The organism is Streptomyces sp. NPDC003027, assembly GCF_053591435.1.
Genome location: NZ_JBSFTU010000056.1, coordinates 1 through 18,543, shown reverse-complemented (window position 1 = coordinate 18,543; position 18,543 = coordinate 1). Strand labels below are relative to the sequence as shown.

General features: G+C 73.5%; 15 protein-coding genes. 11 read left to right on the top strand and 4 right to left on the bottom strand.

Annotated features, from left to right (window positions below):
- The first annotated feature begins 71 nt into the window (after positions 1 to 71).
- Complete coding sequence (locus tag ACWDX6_RS27935) at positions 72 to 1,082, top strand: DNA-3-methyladenine glycosylase family protein (RefSeq protein ID WP_451487652.1); 1,011 nt, start codon at positions 72 to 74, stop codon at positions 1,080 to 1,082.
- Positions 1,083 to 1,150: 68 nt separating this feature from the next.
- On the opposite strand, the gene ACWDX6_RS27930 is transcribed toward ACWDX6_RS27935, so the two are convergent.
- The 3 genes from ACWDX6_RS27930 to ACWDX6_RS27920 are packed head-to-tail and all read right to left on the bottom strand — an operon-like array spanning position 1,151 to position 4,062.
- Entirely contained in the window at positions 1,151 to 2,554 is a 1,404-nt protein-coding gene (locus ACWDX6_RS27930) for a coenzyme F420-0:L-glutamate ligase (RefSeq protein ID WP_451487651.1), read from the bottom strand.
- Complete coding sequence (gene cofD / locus ACWDX6_RS27925) at positions 2,551 to 3,507, bottom strand: 2-phospho-L-lactate transferase (RefSeq protein ID WP_451487650.1); 957 nt, start codon at positions 3,505 to 3,507, stop codon at positions 2,551 to 2,553. The genes ACWDX6_RS27930 and cofD overlap by 4 nt, the downstream gene beginning before the upstream one ends.
- A gap of 45 nt (positions 3,508 to 3,552) precedes the next feature.
- The gene (locus tag ACWDX6_RS27920; RefSeq protein WP_451487649.1) at positions 3,553 to 4,062 is read right to left on the bottom strand and encodes a cysteine dioxygenase; all 510 of its coding nucleotides are present in this window, start codon (positions 4,060 to 4,062) and stop codon (positions 3,553 to 3,555) included.
- A gap of 689 nt (positions 4,063 to 4,751) precedes the next feature.
- On the opposite strand from ACWDX6_RS27920, the gene ACWDX6_RS27915 reads away from it, so the two are divergent.
- The 3 genes from ACWDX6_RS27915 (at position 4,752) to ACWDX6_RS27905 (ending at position 10,424) form a co-directional block, all read left to right on the top strand.
- Entirely contained in the window at positions 4,752 to 5,015 is a 264-nt protein-coding gene (locus ACWDX6_RS27915) for a WhiB family transcriptional regulator (protein ID WP_015033978.1), read from the top strand.
- A 247-nt stretch (positions 5,016 to 5,262) separates the two neighbouring features.
- The gene (locus tag ACWDX6_RS27910) at positions 5,263 to 8,901 is read left to right on the top strand and encodes a glycosyltransferase family 2 protein (RefSeq protein WP_451487648.1); all 3,639 of its coding nucleotides are present in this window, start codon (positions 5,263 to 5,265) and stop codon (positions 8,899 to 8,901) included.
- Complete coding sequence (locus tag ACWDX6_RS27905) at positions 8,898 to 10,424, top strand: DUF5719 family protein (protein WP_451487647.1); 1,527 nt, start codon at positions 8,898 to 8,900, stop codon at positions 10,422 to 10,424. Before ACWDX6_RS27910 ends, ACWDX6_RS27905 begins: the two co-directional genes overlap by 4 nt.
- A 61-nt stretch (positions 10,425 to 10,485) precedes the next feature.
- Here the strand turns inward: ACWDX6_RS27905 and ACWDX6_RS27900 are convergent, their stop codons facing one another.
- Positions 10,486 to 10,941, bottom strand: coding sequence for a metallopeptidase family protein (locus tag ACWDX6_RS27900; RefSeq protein WP_451487663.1), 456 nt, complete (start codon positions 10,939 to 10,941; stop codon positions 10,486 to 10,488).
- Positions 10,942 to 11,315: 374 nt separating this feature from the next.
- Here ACWDX6_RS27900 and ACWDX6_RS27895 point away from each other — a divergent pair, with 374 nt between their 5' ends.
- The 7 genes from ACWDX6_RS27895 to ACWDX6_RS27865 form a co-directional block, all read left to right on the top strand.
- Complete coding sequence (locus tag ACWDX6_RS27895; RefSeq protein WP_356896528.1) at positions 11,316 to 11,744, top strand: DUF3499 domain-containing protein; 429 nt, start codon at positions 11,316 to 11,318, stop codon at positions 11,742 to 11,744.
- Positions 11,745 to 11,896: 152 nt separating this feature from the next.
- Positions 11,897 to 13,264: a phosphomannomutase/phosphoglucomutase gene (locus tag ACWDX6_RS27890; protein ID WP_451487646.1), complete on the top strand. Its 1,368-nt coding sequence runs from the start codon at positions 11,897 to 11,899 to the stop codon at positions 13,262 to 13,264.
- Positions 13,265 to 13,416: 152 nt separating this feature from the next.
- On the top strand, positions 13,417 to 13,599 hold the full coding sequence (locus ACWDX6_RS27885) for a Trm112 family protein (protein ID WP_356896532.1): 183 nt from the start codon (positions 13,417 to 13,419) through the stop codon (positions 13,597 to 13,599).
- 153 nt (positions 13,600 to 13,752) lie between these two features.
- The gene (locus tag ACWDX6_RS27880; protein WP_451487645.1) at positions 13,753 to 14,904 is read left to right on the top strand and encodes an SIS domain-containing protein; all 1,152 of its coding nucleotides are present in this window, start codon (positions 13,753 to 13,755) and stop codon (positions 14,902 to 14,904) included.
- A 166-nt stretch (positions 14,905 to 15,070) separates the two neighbouring features.
- Complete coding sequence (gene manA, locus ACWDX6_RS27875) at positions 15,071 to 16,222, top strand: mannose-6-phosphate isomerase, class I (protein ID WP_451487644.1); 1,152 nt, start codon at positions 15,071 to 15,073, stop codon at positions 16,220 to 16,222.
- Positions 16,223 to 16,291: 69 nt separating this feature from the next.
- On the top strand, positions 16,292 to 17,257 hold the full coding sequence (locus ACWDX6_RS27870) for a cation diffusion facilitator family transporter (protein ID WP_451487643.1): 966 nt from the start codon (positions 16,292 to 16,294) through the stop codon (positions 17,255 to 17,257).
- 363 nt (positions 17,258 to 17,620) lie between these two features.
- Positions 17,621 to 18,543, top strand: a 923-nt coding sequence (locus ACWDX6_RS27865) for an adenosylhomocysteinase (RefSeq protein WP_451487642.1), incomplete at its 3' end; no start/stop codon positions are given.

Sequence of the window (18,543 nt, the reverse complement as noted above, 5' to 3'; positions counted from 1 at the left end):
CGGGCCGGGGGGCGGGGGCCGGGGAGACGCCGGCGCAGCCCGCGGGCCCGCGGCCGCTTACCCTCGTACCCATGGCCGGCCGCTTCGCTCCACGCCCCACCCGCACCACCGTGCGCGGCGGCCATGTCTCCGTACCCGCCCCCAGGCCCGCCGCTGCCCCCGGCCCCGGCACCGTCCGGCGGTGGACACCGCCCACCCCGTACGACCTCGGCCTGACCCTGGGTCCCCTCCGCCGAGGCCCCGCCGACCCCACGTTCCGCGCGCTCCCCGACGGTTCCGTCTGGCGCACCAGCCGCACCCCCGCCGGTCCCGGCACGCTCAGGGTCGCCGCGCGCGGCGGCGCCGTGGAGGGCGAGGCCTGGGGACCCGGCGCCGACTGGCTCCTCGACCGCCTGCCTCAGCTCCTCGGGGCCGACGACGACCCCACCGCCTTCGTCCCCCGCCACCGGATCGTCGCCGCCACCCACCGCCGCCGAGCCGGACTGCGCCTGGCCCGCACCGGTCTGGTGATGGAGTCGCTGATCCCGTCGATCCTGGAGCAGAAGGTCACGACGGACGAGGCGTACCGCGCCTGGCGCCTTCTCGTACGCAAGTACGGCGAGCCCGCCCCCGGCCCCGTCCCGGAGGGGACGTACGGACTCCACGTCGTGCCCGACGCCCGCACCTGGTCGCTCATCCCGTCCTGGGAGTGGCACCGCGCGGGCGTCGACGACAAGCGCGCCGCCACCGTCCTGCGCGTCGCCAAGGTCGCCCGCCGCATGGAGGAGGCCGCCGCCATGGAACCCGAACTCGCCCAGAAGCGCCTGGAGTTGATCCCCGGCGTCGGCCCCTGGACCTCCGCCGAGACGGTCCAGCGCAGCAACGGCGCCCCCGACGCCGTCAGCGTCGGCGACTACCACCTGCCGAGCATCGTGGGCTACGCCCTCGCGGGCGACCGGACCGCCGACGACACGGCCATGCTCGAACTCCTCGCCCCCTACGCGGGCCAGCGGTACCGCGCGGCCCGCCTGATCCTCCTCAGCGGACACACCCCGCCGCGCCGCGCACCGCGCATGACCCCCGGCGACATCGGGACCCTCTGAGCGAGGCCGGACGGTAGGCGGCGGCGAGGGAGACGTCCTGGCTCTCCGTGAAGCGGCGGCGCGAGACCTCAGCGCACCTCGATGAACCGCCCCGCCTGCCGCGCCGGCCGCTCCTTCGGCGGCGCCGCCGCGTGCCCGACCGCGACCGCCCCCATGGGGTCCCAGCCCTCCGGCAGCGCGAGGACCTCCCGTACGACATCGCGGCAGAACATCGTCGAGGACACCCACGCCGAGCCCAGCCGCTCACCGGCCAGCGCCACCAGGAAGTTCTGCACGCCCGCGCCCGCCGCCACGACGAACATCTCGCGCTCCGCCGCGTCCCGGCGCGCGTCGCCGTAGTGGTGGGAGCCGTCCATGACCAGGCAGGGGACGACCAGGTACGGGGCGTCGCGCAGGACGTCGCCGCGGCGGACGCGTTTCGCGATGGACTCCGGCGACCTGCCGTCCCGGCGGAGGTCCGCGATCCAGGCGTCCCGCATCGCGTCGAGCAGCCGGGTCCGCGACCCTTCCGATTCGAGGAGGACGAAACGCCAGGGCGTGGTGTGGTGCGGAGCCGGTGCCGTGACGGCCGCGGCGACGGCCCGCCGTACCGCCCCCGGGTCCACGGGCTCGTCGGTGAACTCGCGGACGGTACGCCGCAGGGTCACCGCCTCCCGTACGGCCTCCGAGGTCCCGAGCCGGAACATGTCGTCGGCGGCGCCCCGGATCAGCGCCCGGGCCCCCTCCCCGACGTCGCCCACCAGGTGCGGCAGCCCGCGCACCACGGCGACCGGTGTGCCGCTCGTCTTGCCCTTCACCAGATCGCCCGCCGCGGCGAGTTCGTCGGCGGTGGCGACGACGGTGGCGTTGAGCGGGTTGCCGTGGGTGTCCGTGCCGCCGCGCAGGTCGTCGAGGACCCGCACTCCGGCCGCGCCGATGGCCACGTCCGTCAGACCGCTGCGCCAGGGCCGGCCGAAGGTGTCCGTGACGACGACCCCGACGTCGACCCCGAGCGCGTCCCGCAGCCCCTCCCGGAGCGCGCGGGCCGAGGCGTCCGGGTCGACCGGCAGCAACAGCACGGTGCCCGCGGGGGTGTTGGAGGCGTCGACCCCGGCGGCGGCCATGACGAGCCCCTGCCGGTTCTCGACGATCCGGAGGGTGCCGCGCCGCGCGACCACCCGTACGGTCTCGGCGTCGATCGCCTCCTCCCGGTCGGCGGCGGCGACCACCCGCCCCTCGGCCTTGCTCACGATCTTCGAGGTGACGAGCAGGACGTCCCCGTCGCGGAGACCGGGGGAGACGGAGGCGATGAGCTTGGCGAGATCGTCCCCCGCCTTCACCTCGGGCAGCCCGGCCACCGCCCACACCCGAAAAGCGGCCTCTTGCCCGACGGCGTCCGGCTCCCCGGCGTCCCGCCCGACGGAGCCCCGCTCAGCGACCTCCCGCTCCCCGGCGTCCGGCTCCCCGGCGTCCCGCTCCGCCGGACCCGTCATTCCCGGACCTCCTCCGCCAGCGCCAGCGCCTCGCGCGCCATCGCCGTCGTCGCGTCCAGGTCCGTCATCATCAGCGGCACCGCCCGGCAGCGGATGCCCGCCGCCTCGACGTCGGCGACCGTGCCCGCGTCCACCGTGTCGACCAGCCAGCCGTCGAGCAGCCCGGAGCCGTAGTGCTGGGCGACCGCCGCGGCCGTCGCCTCCACGCCGACCGCCGCGAGAACCTTGTCGGCCATGCCCCGCACGGGCGCGCCGCCGACGATGGGGGAGAGGCCGACCACGGGCACGTCCGCCTCGGCGATCGCCTCGCGGATGCCCGGTACGGCCAGGATCGTGCCGACGGACACGACGGGGTTGGACGGCGGGAAGAGGACGACGTCCGCCTCCGCGATCGCCTCCAGGACACCCGGCGCCGGCTTCGCGGCCTCCGCGCCGACCGGCACGACGGCCCGCGCGTCCACGGACGCGCGGAGCCTCACCCAGTACTCCTGGAAGTGCACCGCCCTGGACTCCCCGTCCACGTCGATGGCGACATGGGTCTCGACCCGGTCGTCGGACATCGGAAGCAGCCGGACGCCCGGCTGCCAGCGGGCGCACAGCGCCTCGGTGACGGCGCTCAGCGGATAGCCGGCGCCCAGCATCTGCGTACGGACGATGTGCGTGGCGAAGTCCCGGTCGCCGAGGCCGAACCACTCCGGTCCGACGCCGTAGGCCGCGAGCTCCTCCTTCACCGTGAAGGACTCGTCCTCGCGGCCCCAGCCCTGCTCCTCGTTGATGCCACCGCCGAGGGTGTACATCACCGTGTCGAGGTCGGGGCAGACCTTCAGCCCGAAGAGATGGATGTCGTCACCGGTGTTGCCGATGACCGTGATCTCCGCGTCGGGAGCGGCCTGCTTGAGGCCGCGAAGGAAGCGGGCACCACCGATGCCACCTGCCAGAACCACAATGCGCATACGGACAGTCTGTCAGGGGTGGCGGCCGGGCGGCGGGCGGGCCCGTCAGGCCGGAACGGCTCCCGGGGTCTCCGCGGCGCACCGCGCCCCGAGGGACTCGTGCATCGGCATCTCGGTGAGGCCCGGGTAGTAGACGTGCAGGCTGACCGCCGGCTCCAGCGAGGCGTTGACGACCTCGTGGACGTACCCCGGTGCGAACACCCTCTGGGCGCCGGTCGTGAGCGTCCTCGTGCCCCGCTCCGTACGCTCCGTCAGTTCGCCCCGCAGCATGGTCAGTACGCCGGACGAGGGGCCGTGGTCGTGCGTTCCGCTGCCCTGGCCGGGCACCCAGGAGAGCAGCCAGACCTCGTAGCCGGGGCCGGTGCGCAGCCGGTGGTACCAGCGGGTGGTGGCGTCGTACTCGACGTGCGGGGCCCACTGCGCGCGGTCGGCGGCGATGGAGCGGGCGAGCCCGGCGAACTCGGCCACGGTGGCGGGGTGCTCGCGCGCGGGCTGGAGGAGGTGCTGGACCTCCAGGAGGTCGCCGGCGATCTGAAGGTCGCTGTCGCTGTTCATGGGTGCGGTGGTTCCTCGGCAGAAGCAGAAGTGTGCAGTGCGGGGGTGTCGCGAGAAAGCGGGGATGACGCGGGAAAACGGGGGTAGCGGGGTGACGCGAGAGAGGTGACGCGAGAGATGAAGCTGGCTGGAGCGCTACGGCATCAACAGCTGGGACAGCAACAGCAACAGCGGGCCTGGACAGCGCGGCGGAACCCACGGGCGTGGGTCGCGGAGGGCGCTGAGGTCGCTGGCATGGCAACAAAGGTGACGGGCGGACGTCCCGACTGTCAACCCAATGCCCGTTTTGGCGGTAATGTTTCACCTCATCCGGTTGCTGCGTCCGGAGAAAGGTTTGTGCAGCCAGGGGGCGGGACATGTGGCGCAGCACCGTGCCCGTAAACGCGGCCGGGGTCTTGTGATCAGACTGTGATCCGGATCGCTTCCGTGGCTGGATCGCAACAAGATCCATGTCTCGGGCGTCCTCCTTCATGAGGGGCGCGGTGAGGTCAGGCCGGTGGCAAGTGTCAGGTTTTTGGTGATTTGAACACTTTCCGCATAGCCTTGGTTCCGCAGAGTGAATACCGGGCCCAATAGCAGATTCCGGCTTGACTCGCACAGAGCACGAACTTGTAATTTCACTCGTGTCGTTCGGCCGGAAATCGGCGGCGGCTACATCACGGGGACGCGAAGACAGACGAGGGGCGCACATGACCGAGTTGTTCCAGGAACTGCTGGTCGAGGACGCGGACGAGGAACTCGGCTGGCAGGAGCGCGCACTGTGCGCCCAGACCGATCCCGAGTCCTTCTTCCCCGAGAAGGGCGGCTCGACCCGCGAGGCCAAGAAGGTCTGCCTCGCCTGTGAGGTCCGCTCCGAATGCCTCGAGTACGCCCTGCAGAACGATGAACGCTTCGGCATCTGGGGCGGTCTGTCCGAACGTGAACGACGCCGCCTGAAGAAGGCCGCCGTCTGACCGTCCGACCGCCGGGCCGCCGCCGCCGACCGCGCCCGCCGAACGACGCACACCGCATACGACGAACGGTCCGCTCCCTGTGCTCTGTCCACAGGAGGCGGACCGTTCTCGTTCTCCCGCCGCCCGGCCGCCGCCCCTCATCGAGGCGCCGCGCGCCGCCCCTCCTTGTCTGCCGTTAGTGTGGGGCCCCGTCCGAGACGCACTCACGCCCCCCGCGGGCGACCCCGGCCGGAGGGCCCGTACCTCGATGTCCTCAACTCCCGAGTTTCCGCGACACGTCGTCACCGCCGTGCTCGTCGCCCACGACGGCGCGCGCTGGCTGCCGGACGCCCTCGCCGGGCTGCTCACCCAGGAACGCCCCGTACAGAACGTCGTCGCCGCCGACACCGGCAGCGCCGACGACTCCGCGCAGCTGCTCGCCGACGCGATCGGCGCCGACCGGGTGCTCCACCTCGCCCGCCGTACGGGCTTCGGCGCCGCCGTCGAGGAGGCCGCCCGCACCGCGCCCCTGCTCGGACCCGAGGAACTCCCGTATCTGAAGCGGCCCAGCGGCTGGGACCCCGTCAGCCGGACCTGGCGCGACGACGCCTACGACCTGCCCGAGCTCCCGCACGGCGAGCCCGTGCAGTGGCTCTGGCTGCTCCACGACGACTGCGCGCCCGAACCCGACGCGCTCGCCGAACTGCTGCGCGTCGCCGACTCCGACGCGTACGCCGCCATCGTCGGCCCCAAGCTCCGCGGCTGGTACGACCGCAAGCAGCTGCTGGAAGCCGGCGTCTCCATCGCCCGCAGCGGCCGCCGCTGGACCGGCCTCGACCGCCGCGAACAGGACCAGGGCCAGCACGACCAGGTCCGCTCCGTCCTGTCCGTCTCCAGCGCCGGCATGCTCGTCCGCCGCGACGTCTTCGAGCAGCTCGGCGGCTTCGACCGGCGCCTGCCCCTGATGCGCGACGACGTCGACCTGTGCTGGCGCGCCCACTCCGCGGGCCACCGCGTCCTCGTCGCCCCCGACGCCGTCCTGCGCCACGCCGAGGCCTCCGCCCGCGAACGCCGCACCGTCGACTGCGCGGGCCGGTCCGTGACCAACCCGCACCGCGTCGACAAGGCCGGCGCCGTCTACACCCTCCTCGCCAACGCCCGCGGCGCGGTCCTGCCCTACGTCCTGGTCCGGCTCATCCTCGGCACCCTGCTGCGCACCCTCGCCTACCTCGTCGGCAAGGTCCCCGGCCAGGCCGTCGACGAGGTGATGGGCCTCTTCGCCACCCTGCTGCGCCCCGAGAAGATCCTCGCCGCCCGCAAGCGCCGCAAGAACCCCGCCGTCGCCGCGAGCGAACTGCGCCCGCTCTTCCCGCCGCCCGGCGCCACCGTCCGCGCCACCGTCGAACAGGTCGTCGCGAACTTCGGCGGCTCCGACGCCGACTCCGGCGGCTCCCGGCACGGCGCCGTCGAATCCGGGCCCGGCGGCGACGACGCCGACTTCATGGAGATCGAGCAGTTCGCCCGGCTGAAGAAGATCGCCCGCAAACCGGGACCGCTCCTCTTCGCCCTCCTCCTGCTCGTCTCCGTGGTCGCCTGCCGAGGCCTGTTCGGAGGCGGCTCGCTCGCCGGCGGAGCCCTGCTGCCCGCCCCCGACTCGGTCTCCGAGCTCTGGGGCCGGTACGCCGACGCCTGGCACGCCCTCGGCACGGGTGGCACCCAGACCGCCCCGCCCTACCTCGCCGTGCTCGCCGGACTCTCCGCGCTCTTCCTCGGCTCCACCTCCTTCGCGCTGACCCTGCTGCTCGTCTGCTCGGTCCCGCTGGCCGGTTTCACCGCCTACTTCGCGGCCCGCCCGATCGTCGAGTCCCGGCTGCTGCGCGCATGGGGCTCCATCGCGTACGCCTTCCTGCCCGCCACCACCGGAGCGCTCGCCACCGGACGCCTGGGCACCGCCGTCCTCGCGATCCTGCTGCCGCTCATCGCCCGCGCCGCCGTCGCCGCCGCCGGACTCCACCGTCCGGACCGGGTCGGCTGGCGCGCCACCTGGGCCTACACCTTCCTGCTGACCTTCGCGATGGCGTTCACCCCGATCGTCTGGCCCCTCGCGGTCGTCCTCGGCATCGGCGTGCTGGTCCTGCGCCGCGACGACATCACCGCGTACGGACTGCGCTTCCTCGCCACGGTCGGCACCCCCCTCCTCGTCCTCGCCCCCTGGTCGCTCTCCCTGCTGACCAGCCCCTCCGCCCTCCTGCGCGAGGCCGGGCTCGACTTCCGTACGGAAGCGGCCTCGGCCCTCGATCTGCTCGGGACCAGCCCCGGCGGCCCCGGGACCGTCGGCGGTCTCCTGCTGATCGGCCTCGTCCTCGCCGCCCTGGCCGCGCTGCTGCGCGAAGAGCGGCAGTTCGCCGTCCGTACGGCCTGGACCGCCGCCCTCGTCGGGCTCGTGTTCGCCGCGCTGTCCAACGGCGCGGGCGGCACGGCCTGGGCCGGACCCGCCACCCTCGTCTACGGCGCCGCGCTGCTCGCCGCCGGCATGATCGGGGCGGAGGGCGGCCGCACCCGCGTCGCCGCGCACGGCTTCGGCTGGCGCCAGCCCGTCGCGGCCCTCATCGCGCTCGCCGCCGCCCTCGGACCGATCGCCGCCTCGGTCACCTGGATGATCGCCGGCGCCGACGGCCCGCTGACCCGGCGCGACCCGGTCCAGGTACCGGCGTTCGTCGCCGAGGAGAGCGGCACCCGCGACCAGCCCCGCACCCTCGTCCTCGGCGGCACGTCGCCCGGCGAGGTCGCGTACACCCTGGTCCGCGGTTCCGGCGGCCGCCTCGGCGACGCCGAACTCACCGCGGCCGCCGACGGCGACCCCCTGCTCGACAAGGTCGTCGCCCACCTCGTGGCCGGCTCCGGCGCCGACCAGACCGCGCAGCTCAGCGGATTCGCCATCCGCTACGTCCTCGTACGGGACGGGGCGCCGCGCCAGATGAGCCGCGTCCTCGACGCCACCCCCGGCCTCAGCCGGCTCAGCCAGCTCGACGGCAGCGCGCTGTGGCGCGTCGACCGCGAGGTCGCCCGCGCGACGATCGTCCCCGCCGCCAAGGCCGACGGCGGCGCCACGGACGCGACCCGGCCGGTCGCCGTCGCCGCCGGACCCGTCGAAGCGCACACCGAGATCCCGGCGGGCCCCGCCGGCCGCGTCCTGCGCATCGCCGACCGCGCCGACGACGGCTGGACCGCCACCCTCGACGGCAAGGCGCTCGGGAAGACCACCGTCGACGGCTGGGCCCAGGGCTTCGAACTGCCCGCCGAGGGCGGCCGCCTCGACCTCACGTACGACGAGCCGCTCACCCACACCGCGTGGATCTGGACCCAGGCCGGACTCGCCGTCGTCCTGCTCGTCCTCGCCCTGCCCGGGCGGCGCCGCGAGATCGACGACGACCTGCCCGAGGTGGAGGTCGTCGTCCCCGCCCAGGCCATGGAGGGCGACGGCCGCCGCGCCCGCCGGCTCCGCGCCGCCGCCGAGGCGGCCGAGACGGAGGCCGCGGCGGAGCAGACCCCTGAACCGGCGCCCGAGCCGGTCCCGGTCCCCGAGCAGCAGACGTACGCGGCGGAGGACTGGCAGCAGCAGCAACAGCAGGACCAGTACGCCCAGCAGGGCTACTACCCGCAGTACACGGAGTACGCGGCCGACCCGTACCAGCAGCAGTACCCGCAGCAGGGCTACGACCAGCAGCCGCAGCAGTACGACCCCTACCCGCAGCAGCAGGACTACGACCAGCAGCAGCAGTCCCAGCAGCAGGGCTACGACCCGCAGCAGTCCCAGCAGCAGCCGTACGAGCAGCAGCAGTACGACCCGTACGCCTACGGGTACGACCCCGAGCAGCAGCGTCCCGACGGGAGCAGCAACCAGTGAAGCGCCCCACCCTCTCCCTGATCGCGGTCGCCACGGCCCTCGCGGCCGTCACCGGCTTCGCCGCCCTCACCGCACCCGACGGCACCACCGCGGCCACCCCCGCCGCCAGGCTGCCCGTGCCCGTGGAGCGCTCCAGCCTGCTGTGCCCCGCCCCCAGCACGTCCGAGGTGGCCGAGACGGTCTACACGTCCTACACCCCCACGGCGAAGGCCGGCACCGCCAGGACGGAGCCGGGCAAGGCCGCCACGACGAAGGCCGAGCTGAAGCCCGCCCGGCCCGCCGCCCCGCCCGTCGACGACAAGCCGAAGAAGCCGGCCGCCGCCAAGGCGCCGGCCACCGCCGCCGAGCCCGGAAAGCCCGTCACCGCCGAGGCGAACGGCGGCACCGCCCCCGCCCTGACCGGCTCGGCGACCGGCGCTCTCGCCCCCGGCTGGACCGTCCAGCAGACCACCGTCGTCCCCGCCGGCGGCGCCCGCGGACTGCTCGGCGTCTCCTGCACGGCTCCCGACACGGACTTCTGGTTCCCGGCCGCCTCCACGGCCAAGGAACGCCAGGACTACGTCCACCTCACCAACCCCGACGACACCGCTGCCGTCGCCGACATCGAGCTGCACGGCCCCGAGGGCGCGCTGCCGTCGCAACTGACCGAGGGCATCCCGGTCCCGGCGCACTCCAGCGTCCCCGTCCTGCTCTCCACGCTCACCGGCGAGGGGGCGAAGGCCGACGTCACCGTCCATGTGACCACCCGCAGCGGCCGCGTCGGCGCGGTCATCCGCTCCGCCGACGACAAGCTGGGCAGCGACTGGCTCCCCGCCTCGGCCGACCCGGCCGCCCGTGCCGTCCTGCCCGGCATCCCGAAGGACGCCACCTCGGTGCGCCTGGTGGCGTACGCGCCGGGACAGGACGACGCCGACCTGAAGATCCAGCTGGTCGGCCAGAGCGGCACGATCGTGCCGGCGAGCGCCCAGTCCCTCCACGTTAAGTCCGGCATGACCGCGGCCGTCGATCTCCCGGACCTCACCCGCGGCGAGCCCGGCTCCCTGCTGCTCACCCCCACCGACCCCAAGAAGGCCACGCCCGTGGTCGCCGCCCTGCGGGTCGTCCGCGGCAAGGGCAAGGAGCAGGAGGTCGCCTTCATCCCGGCGACCTCGGCGATCACCGCCCGCGCCACCGTCGCCGACAACCGCTCGGCGGGTTCGACACTCTCCCTGACCGCTCCCGGCGAGACCGCCGAGGTCCGGGTCACCGCCTCCGCCGGCTCGGAGGGCGGCACGCCGGTCTCCAAGACCTTCACGGTCAAGGGCGGTACGACGACGGCCGTGACCCCGCCGGTGCCAGAGGGCCTGAAGGGCTCCTACGCGCTGACCGTGGAGCGCCTCTCGGGCGGGCCGGTCCACGCGGCCCGCACGCTGGCCCTCCCGGAGGACGGCGTCCCGATGTTCACGGTCCAGACCCTGTCCGACGACCGGGGCACGGTCGAGGTCCCGACGGCGAAGCAGGACCTCTCCGTCCTGGACGACTGACGCCCGAGGACCGGGCGGGCCTGCCGACTCCCGCCCGGGCCCGTCAGGCCCGCGCGTACGGTCAGTCCTGGCCGTACCGGGGGTCGACCGACTCCGGGGAGAGGCCCAGCAGCTCCGCCACCTGCTCCACCACGATCTCGTGGACGAGCAGCGCCCGCTCGTCGCGGCTCTTGGAGCGGATCTCCACCGGCCGCCGGTAGACGACGACCCGCGCCGGACCACTCTTCTCCGCGGGCATCGAACCCCCCAGGGGAACGGCCTCGCCCGGCACCGTCGGCGGCACGTCGAGCACCATGAACTCGACGTCCGCCAGCTGCGGCCAGCGCCGCTCCAGCCGCTCCACGGAGTCCAGGACCAGATCGCGGAACGTGTCCGCCCGGCTCGCCGACAGCGGGACCTGCGGCGGGGCGACCGGCCCCCGCATCCCGCGCCCGTGACGGTCGCGGCGCCGCGTCCGCGGCTCCGCCGGGACCCGGCTCGACTCCGCCGGGCCGGACCCCGTACGGCTCGGATCCATCGGCTGGAATCCCGCCGGGTCCGAAGCCGTCGGGTCGGACTCCGTGGGACGGGACGAGGGGCGCGGCGGCACAGGACTGTCCATCACTGACGCAGCGTAACTCTCCTCGGTGATCCACGACCGTGGCGCACACGGGCCGGCTCCGCATCGGCCCTAACCGCCCTGTCGTTTGTTGAGCATTCCGGCCAAGCGGCGGCGCGATTCGGTATGCCCCGCCGATCGGCCATCTGGCCGTGGTTGACCGGATTCCTGTCGGCCTCTGTCCGGATCACCCGCCGTCCCGGTGCCCCGTACGCTCCTCCCGCGCAGGTCACCGGGGCAGCCCCCGGAGGGCCCGTGTCCGACGTCACACCGCGACACGGTGGAGTGACCTGGTGGAGAGTCGTCGCGGCCCGCTCAAGAGTGCGGTACCGTCCAACGTCGTGAGCCCTGTACGTCGCTGTTCGCGCACCGCGTGCGGCCGCCCTGCCGTCGCGACACTGACGTACGTCTATGCCGACTCGACTGCGGTCCTCGGCCCGCTCGCCACCTACGCCGAGCCCCACTGCTACGACCTGTGCGCCGAGCACAGCGAGCGCCTCACCGCCCCGCGCGGCTGGGACGTCGTGCGGCTCACCGACGGCTCCGCGCCGTCCCGCCCCAGCGGCGACGACCTCGAAGCCCTCGCCAACGCGGTACGAGAGGCGGCCCGCCCCCAGGAGCGCGCCGCCGAGGCCGGCGGCAAGGGCGGCGGCCGTGGCGGGAACCCGATGGAGGTCGGACGCCGCGGACATCTGCGGGTCCTGCGCTCCCCCGACTCCTGAGCCGCGCACGGCGCCCGAGCGCACTCCCCGGGCAACGGCGGAAACCGGACCTACCGACCCCTCGGTCTGCTGCACCCCACCCCACCCCGGGTAGTTTGGGCGTTCCGTACACGCGCCGCTTACGCGTGCAGAGACTTCAGGAGGGTTGTTCCGTGGCTGCTGATCTGTCGCAGATCGTGAAGGCGTACGACGTCCGCGGGGTGGTGCCGGATCAGTGGGACGAGGGTCTCGCCGAGCTCTTCGGCGCCGCGTTCGTACGGGTCACGGGCGCGGACGCCATCGTCGTCGGCCATGACATGCGGCCCTCCTCGCCGGGCCTGTCCGGCGCCTTCGCCCGCGGCGCGGCCCGCCTCGGCTGCGACGTCACGCTGATCGGGCTCTGCTCGACGGACCAGCTCTACTTCGCCTCCGGGCAGCTGAACCTGCCGGGCGCGATGTTCACCGCCTCGCACAACCCGGCCCAGTACAACGGCATCAAGATGTGCCGCGCCGGCGCCGCCCCGGTCGGCCAGGACACCGGCCTCGCCGAAATCCGCACCCTGGTCGAGCAGTGGTCGGAGCAGGGCGCGCCCGAAGCCGCCGCCGCCCCCGGCACGGTCACCGAGCGGGAGACCCTCGACGATTACGCCACGTACCTCAGGTCGCTGGTCGACCTCACCGCGATCCGCCCGCTGAAGGTCGTCGTGGACGCCGGCAACGGCATGGGCGGCCACACCGTCCCCACCGTCCTCGGGGGCCTCCCGCTGGACGTCGTACCGATGTACTTCGAGCTCGACGGCACCTTCCCGAACCACGAGGCGAACCCGCTCGACCCGAAGAACATCGTCGACCTCCAGGCCCGCGTCCGCGCCGAGGGCGCCGACCTCGGCCTCGCCTTCGACGGCGACGCCGACCGCTGCTTCGTCGTCGACGAGCGCGGCGAGCCGGTCTCCCCGTCCGCGATCACGGCCCTGGTCGCCGCCCGCGAGCTGGCCAAGCACCCCGGCGGCACGGTCATCCACAACCTGATCACCTCCTGGTCCGTGCCGGAGGTGGTGCGCGAGAACGGCGGCACGCCGGTCCGCACCCGCGTCGGCCACTCCTTCATCAAGGAGGAGATGGCCAGGACCGGCGCCATCTTCGGCGGCGAGCACTCCGCCCACTACTACTTCAAGGACTTCTGGAACGCCGACACGGGCATGCTCGCCGCGCTCCACGTCCTGGCGGCCCTCGGCGGCCAGGAGGGCACGCTGTCGGAGCTGGTCTCCGCGTACGACCGCTACGCCTCCTCCGGCGAGATCAACTCCACCGTCGCCGACCAGACCGCCCGGATGGCCGCGGTCAAGGCCGCGTACGACGGCGCGGACGGCGTCACCCTCGACGAGCTGGACGGCCTGACGGTGACGGCCGGGGACTGGTGGTTCAACCTCCGCGCCTCCAACACCGAGCCGCTGCTCCGCCTGAACGTCGAGGCCCGCGACGAGGCCACCGCCGCCAAGCTGCGCGACGAGGTCCTCGCCCTGGTCCGCGCGACCGATTGACGCTCGGATCTCCGGGTTTCCGGGTTTCCTGGATTCCCCGGATTCCGCCGGGACGGACGGGGCGGGCAAGGAGCCGCGCGCCCCGTCCCCCCGGCGGTAGGCTGACCTGGCCCAAAGGCAGCACCATCATCGTTTGTTCGAAGGGACACCCCATGCCGCTCGAAGCCGGCCTCCTGGAGATCCTGGCCTGCCCGGCCTGCCACGCGCCGCTCAACGACCGGACGGCGGCCGAGACCCCCGAGCTGGTCTGCACGGGCGACGGCTGCGGTCTGGCCTACCCGGTCCGCGACGGCATCCCGGTCCTCCTGGTCGACGAGGCCCGCCGCCCGCAGTGAGGGCCGGACGGTAGCCGCCGACGGCGGCACCGTCCACGGGAAGCCCCGCACCTCCGTGTGCTCAGCCGCACGGGCGGTGCGGTGGGAAGAAGAACCCCCGGCCGAAGGCCGGGTCCACGCACCGGCCCGCACCCGCCCCGCCCCGGAGGCCCCATGCTGGACGAGACCCTCCTCGACGCCCCGGACGCCCTCGCCGTCGCCGACCGCCGAGGCCTGCTGCGCGGCGCCGCCGAAGCGGGCGCCCGCGTACGGACCGCCGCCCGCCACGCCGCCGAGGCCGGCGTCTCCGAGCTCCGCCCCGAGGGCCGCCCCCGCGCCGTCCTCGTCGCGGGCCCCGGCACCGCCGCCGCCGGCGTCGCCGACCTGATCGGCTCCCTCGCGGGCGCCGCCGCCCCCGTGATCCGCCTCCAGCCCACCGGCGTCGCCGCCGCGGCCGGCGCCCTGCGCTGGGCCCTGCCCGGCTGGGCCGGCTCCGTGGACCTCCTCCTGGTCCCCACGACCGACGGCTCGGAGCCGGGCCTCGCGCTCCTCGCCGAGCAGGCGTACCGCCGCGGCATCACCGTCGTCGCCGTCGCCCCCAGCACCTCCCCGCTCGCCGAGGCCGTCAACGGCTCCCACGGCCTGCTCGTGCCCATGGCCACGGCCCCGTACGACACGGCCGAGGAGACCGCCGACGACCTCGCCGCCGGGCCCAGCGCCCTATGGGCCCTGTTCACCCCGCTCCTCGTCCTGCTCGACCGGGTCGGCCTCCTCGAAGCGCCCCCGGAGACCCTGGAGAAGGTCGCCGACCGCCTGGACCGTACGGCCGAACGCTGCGGACCGGCCATCGCCACCTACAGCAACCCGGCCAAGACCCTCGCCGCCGAGCTCGCCGACTCGCTGCCGCTGATCTGGACCGAAGGCGCCGCCGCGGGCCCGGCCGGCCGCCGTTTCGCCGCCGTCCTGGCCGAGCTGGCCGGACTGCCCGCGCTCGCCGCCGACCTCCCCGAGGCCCTGCCCGCCCACGGCGTCCTGCTCGCCGGCGACTACGCCGCCGGCGCCGACCCCGACGACTTCTTCCGCGACCGGGTCGACGAGCCGCAGGCCCTGCGCGCCCGGGTCGTACTCCTGCGCGACCGGCCCGCCGGCGGCCTGACCGCCGCCCCCGCCGCCCGCGAACTGGCTCTCAGCCACGAGACGGCCATCAGCGAACTCGAACCCGAGGAGGGCAGCGAGCTGGAGGCCCTCGCCGAACTGCTCGCCGTCACCGACTTCGCCGCCATCTATCTGTCGCTGGCCTCCGCCGGAATCAGCCCGCCGCACTGACCCCGGGCCGCACCGGGACCGGGCCCGGCCGGGAGCCCTCCGGTCGTGTGCCGCCCCCACCACTCCGCCGTGTCCGGTGCCGTATCCCGCCGCGACACCCCCCGGACACCACCCGCTGAGACACTCCGCCGACCCACAGCCGCACTGAGGAAAGCTGGAACGTTCGATGGACCGCCTCGTCAACACCGTCCGCCCCTACGCCTGGGGCTCCACGACGGCCATCCCGGAGCTGCTCGGTACCACCCCCACCGGTGAGCCCCAGGCCGAGATGTGGATGGGCGCCCACCCCGCGGCCCCCTCCCGCACCGAGCGCGGTCCGCTCAACGAGGTCATCGACGCCGATCCCGTACGGGAACTGGGCGCGCCGACCGTCGACAAGTTCGGCCCGCACCTGCCCTTCCTCCTCAAACTGCTCGCCGCCGGCGCCCCGCTCTCCCTCCAGGTCCACCCCGACCTCTCCCAGGCCGAGGCCGGATTCGCCGCCGAAGAGGCGGCCGGCGTCCCGATCGACGCGCCCCGGCGCAACTACAAGGATGCCAACCACAAGCCCGAACTCATCTGCGCGCTCACACCGTTCACAGGGCTGTGCGGCTTCCGCGACCCCGCCGAGGCCGCCGACACCCTCGCCGCCCTCGGCGTCGACTCCCTCAAGCCCTACGTCGACCTGCTGCACGCGCACCCCGAAGAGGCCGCGCTGCGCGAAGTCCTGACGGCGCTGCTGACCGCCGACCACGAGGAGATGGCGCACACCGTCGCCGAGGCCGCGGCCGCCTCCGCCCGCCTGGGCGGCGCCCACGCCCCGTACGCCTTCCTCGCCCACCACCACCCGTCGGACCCCGGCGTCATCGCCGCCATGCTGCTCAACCCCGTCCGACTCCAGCCCGGTGAGGCCCTCTTCCTCGGCGCCGGCGTCCCGCACGCCTACCTCGACGGCCTCGGCGTCGAGATCATGGCCAACTCCGACAACGTCCTGCGCTGCGGCCTGACCCCGAAGCACGTCGACGTACCGGAGCTGCTGCGGGTCGTCCGCTTCGAGCCGGCCGAACCGGGCATCCTGCGCCCCGAGGCCTCCGAGTCCGGCGAAGAGGTCTACGACACCCCGACCGACGAGTTCCGCCTCTCCCGTTTCGTACGGGCGGAGGGCGCGGCCCCCAACGACGTCACCGCCACCACCCCGCAGATCCTGCTCGCCGTCGCGGGCCGCCCGAAAGCAGGCGACATCACGCTCGCCGCCGGTGAATCCGTCTTCGTACCGGCGGGCGAAAAGACCCAACTGTCCGGTACGGGGACGGTCTTCCGCGCGACCGTCGTGGCCTGATGTAAAAATGTGCGGCCGAACAGCGGCGCCGGCACGGCCGGAGCACCGACGAAGGGAACACGTACACCCATGAGCGCGTCAGGCGGAACCAAGGCGATCGTGGCGGCACTCGCCGCCAACCTCGCCATCGCGGTAGCCAAGTTCGTGGCGTACCTCTTCAGTGGTTCGTCCTCGATGCTCGCCGAGAGCGTGCACTCGCTCGCCGACTCGGGCAACCAGGGCCTGCTGCTCCTCGGCGGCAAGAAGGCCCAGCGCCAGGCGACCCCGCAACACCCCTTCGGCTACGGCCGCGAACGCTACATCTACGCCTTCCTCGTCTCCATCGTGCTCTTCTCCGTCGGTGGCATGTTCGCCATCTACGAGGGCTACGAGAAGATCAAGCACCCGCACGAGATCGAGGCGTGGTACTGGCCGGTCGGCGTCCTCGTCTTCGCGATCATCGCCGAGACGTTCTCCTTCCGCACGGCCATCAAGGAGTCCAACCTCGTCCGCGGCAACCTGTCCTGGCGCCAGTTCGTCAAGCGCGCCAAGGCGCCCGAACTGCCGGTCGTCCTCCTGGAGGACCTCGGCGCGCTCGTCGGTCTGATCCTCGCCCTGATCGGCGTCAGCCTGGCGCTCGTCACCGGCAACGGCGTCTGGGACGGCATCGGCACCCTGTGCATCGGTGTCCTGCTCATCCTCATCGCGATCGTCCTCGCCGCCGAGACCAAGTCGCTCCTGCTCGGCGAGGCAGCGGGCATCGACGAGGTGAAGAAGATCGAGGACGCGGTCGTCGACGGTGAGACCGTCAGCCGCCTCATCCACATGCGCACCCTCCACCTCGGCCCCGAGGAGCTCCTCGTCGCCGCCAAGATCGCCGTCCGGCACAGCGACACGGCCGCCCAGGTCGCGACCGCCATCAACGCCGCCGAGGAACGCATCCGCACCGCCGTCCCGATCGCCCGGGTCATCTACCTGGAGCCCGACATCTACGACGAGACGGCGGCCACCTCCGGCGGCGACCCGGCCGAGGCCCCGGGCGGCGTAGGCCACTGACCGGCGGACACGGCCCCGGACCACCCGGTTCCGGGGCCGTGCCGCACCTCTCTCCCCGCTCCCCGACCCACGACGAGGCCCTGTCCCAGCACCTGTCCCGGTGCTGTCGAGGCCGGTTCCGGCCTCATCCCGTCCCCGGGCGGACTGTGGGTCGCTGCGCCGATCGGTGTAGATTCGTGACCAGCCAGACGTCGCTGCTGATGGCGGTCGGGCGGTCCTCTCGGACCGGCCGAGGGAGAGAGGGCCTCCGACGACTGCACCGCGGGAGTACCGGGCATCCGTATGCCCGCGATGCCCCGAAGCGCGGTGTCAGGCGCCGTCTCAACCGACCCTCGAACCCGATTCACGAGGAGCAGCCCAGTCATGACGACTGTCGCCACCCAGCAGGACTTCAAGGTCGCCGACCTGTCCCTGGCCGCCTTCGGCCGCAAGGAGATCACCCTCGCCGAGCACGAGATGCCCGGCCTGATGTCGATCCGCCGCGAGTACGCCGAGCAGCAGCCCCTCGCCGGCGCCCGGATCACCGGCTCCCTGCACATGACCGTGCAGACGGCCGTCCTCATCGAGACCCTGGTCGCCCTCGGCGCCGAGGTCCGCTGGGCCTCCTGCAACATCTTCTCCACCCAGGACCACGCCGCCGCGGCCATCGCCGTCGGCCCCAACGGCACCCCCGAGGCCCCCGCCGGCATCCCGGTCTTCGCCTGGAAGGGCGAGACGTTGGAGGAGTACTGGTGGTGCACGGAGCAGGCCCTGACCTGGCCGAACACCCCCACCGGCGGCCCGAACATGATCCTGGACGACGGCGGTGACGCCACCCTCCTCGTCCACAAGGGCGTCGAGTTCGAGAAGGCCGGCTCCGCCCCGGACCCGTCCACCGCGGACAGCGAGGAGTACGCCCACATCCTCCGCCTCCTCAACCGCACCCTCGGCGAGAACCCGCAGAAGTGGACCCAGCTGGCGTCCGAGATCCGCGGTGTCACGGAGGAGACCACGACGGGTGTCCACCGCCTGTACGAGATGCACCGCGAGGGCCGGTTGCTGTTCCCGGCGATCAATGTGAACGATGCCGTGACGAAGTCGAAGTTCGACAACAAGTACGGCTGCCGCCACTCGTTGATCGACGGCATCAACCGGGCGACGGATGTCCTGATCGGTGGCAAGACCGCGGTGGTGTGCGGTTACGGCGATGTCGGCAAGGGCTGTGCGGAGTCGCTGCGCGGTCAGGGCGCGCGGGTGATCGTGACGGAGATCGACCCGATCTGCGCGCTGCAGGCGGCGATGGACGG

Coding starts and splice junctions, on each gene's coding strand:
- ACWDX6_RS27935 (WP_451487652.1), top strand. CDS start 72: ATGGCCGGCCGCTTCGCTCCACGCCCCACCCGCACCACCGTGCGCGGC.
- ACWDX6_RS27930 (WP_451487651.1), bottom strand. CDS start 2,554: ATGACGGGTCCGGCGGAGCGGGACGCCGGGGAGCCGGACGCCGGGGAG.
- cofD (WP_451487650.1), bottom strand. CDS start 3,507: ATGCGCATTGTGGTTCTGGCAGGTGGCATCGGTGGTGCCCGCTTCCTT.
- ACWDX6_RS27920 (WP_451487649.1), bottom strand. CDS start 4,062: ATGAACAGCGACAGCGACCTTCAGATCGCCGGCGACCTCCTGGAGGTC.
- ACWDX6_RS27915 (WP_015033978.1), top strand. CDS start 4,752: ATGACCGAGTTGTTCCAGGAACTGCTGGTCGAGGACGCGGACGAGGAA.
- ACWDX6_RS27910 (WP_451487648.1), top strand. CDS start 5,263: ATGTCCTCAACTCCCGAGTTTCCGCGACACGTCGTCACCGCCGTGCTC.
- ACWDX6_RS27900 (WP_451487663.1), bottom strand. CDS start 10,941: ATGGATCCGAGCCGTACGGGGTCCGGCCCGGCGGAGTCGAGCCGGGTC.
- ACWDX6_RS27885 (WP_356896532.1), top strand. CDS start 13,417: ATGCCGCTCGAAGCCGGCCTCCTGGAGATCCTGGCCTGCCCGGCCTGC.
- ACWDX6_RS27880 (WP_451487645.1), top strand. CDS start 13,753: ATGCTGGACGAGACCCTCCTCGACGCCCCGGACGCCCTCGCCGTCGCC.
- manA (WP_451487644.1), top strand. CDS start 15,071: ATGGACCGCCTCGTCAACACCGTCCGCCCCTACGCCTGGGGCTCCACG.
- ACWDX6_RS27870 (WP_451487643.1), top strand. CDS start 16,292: ATGAGCGCGTCAGGCGGAACCAAGGCGATCGTGGCGGCACTCGCCGCC.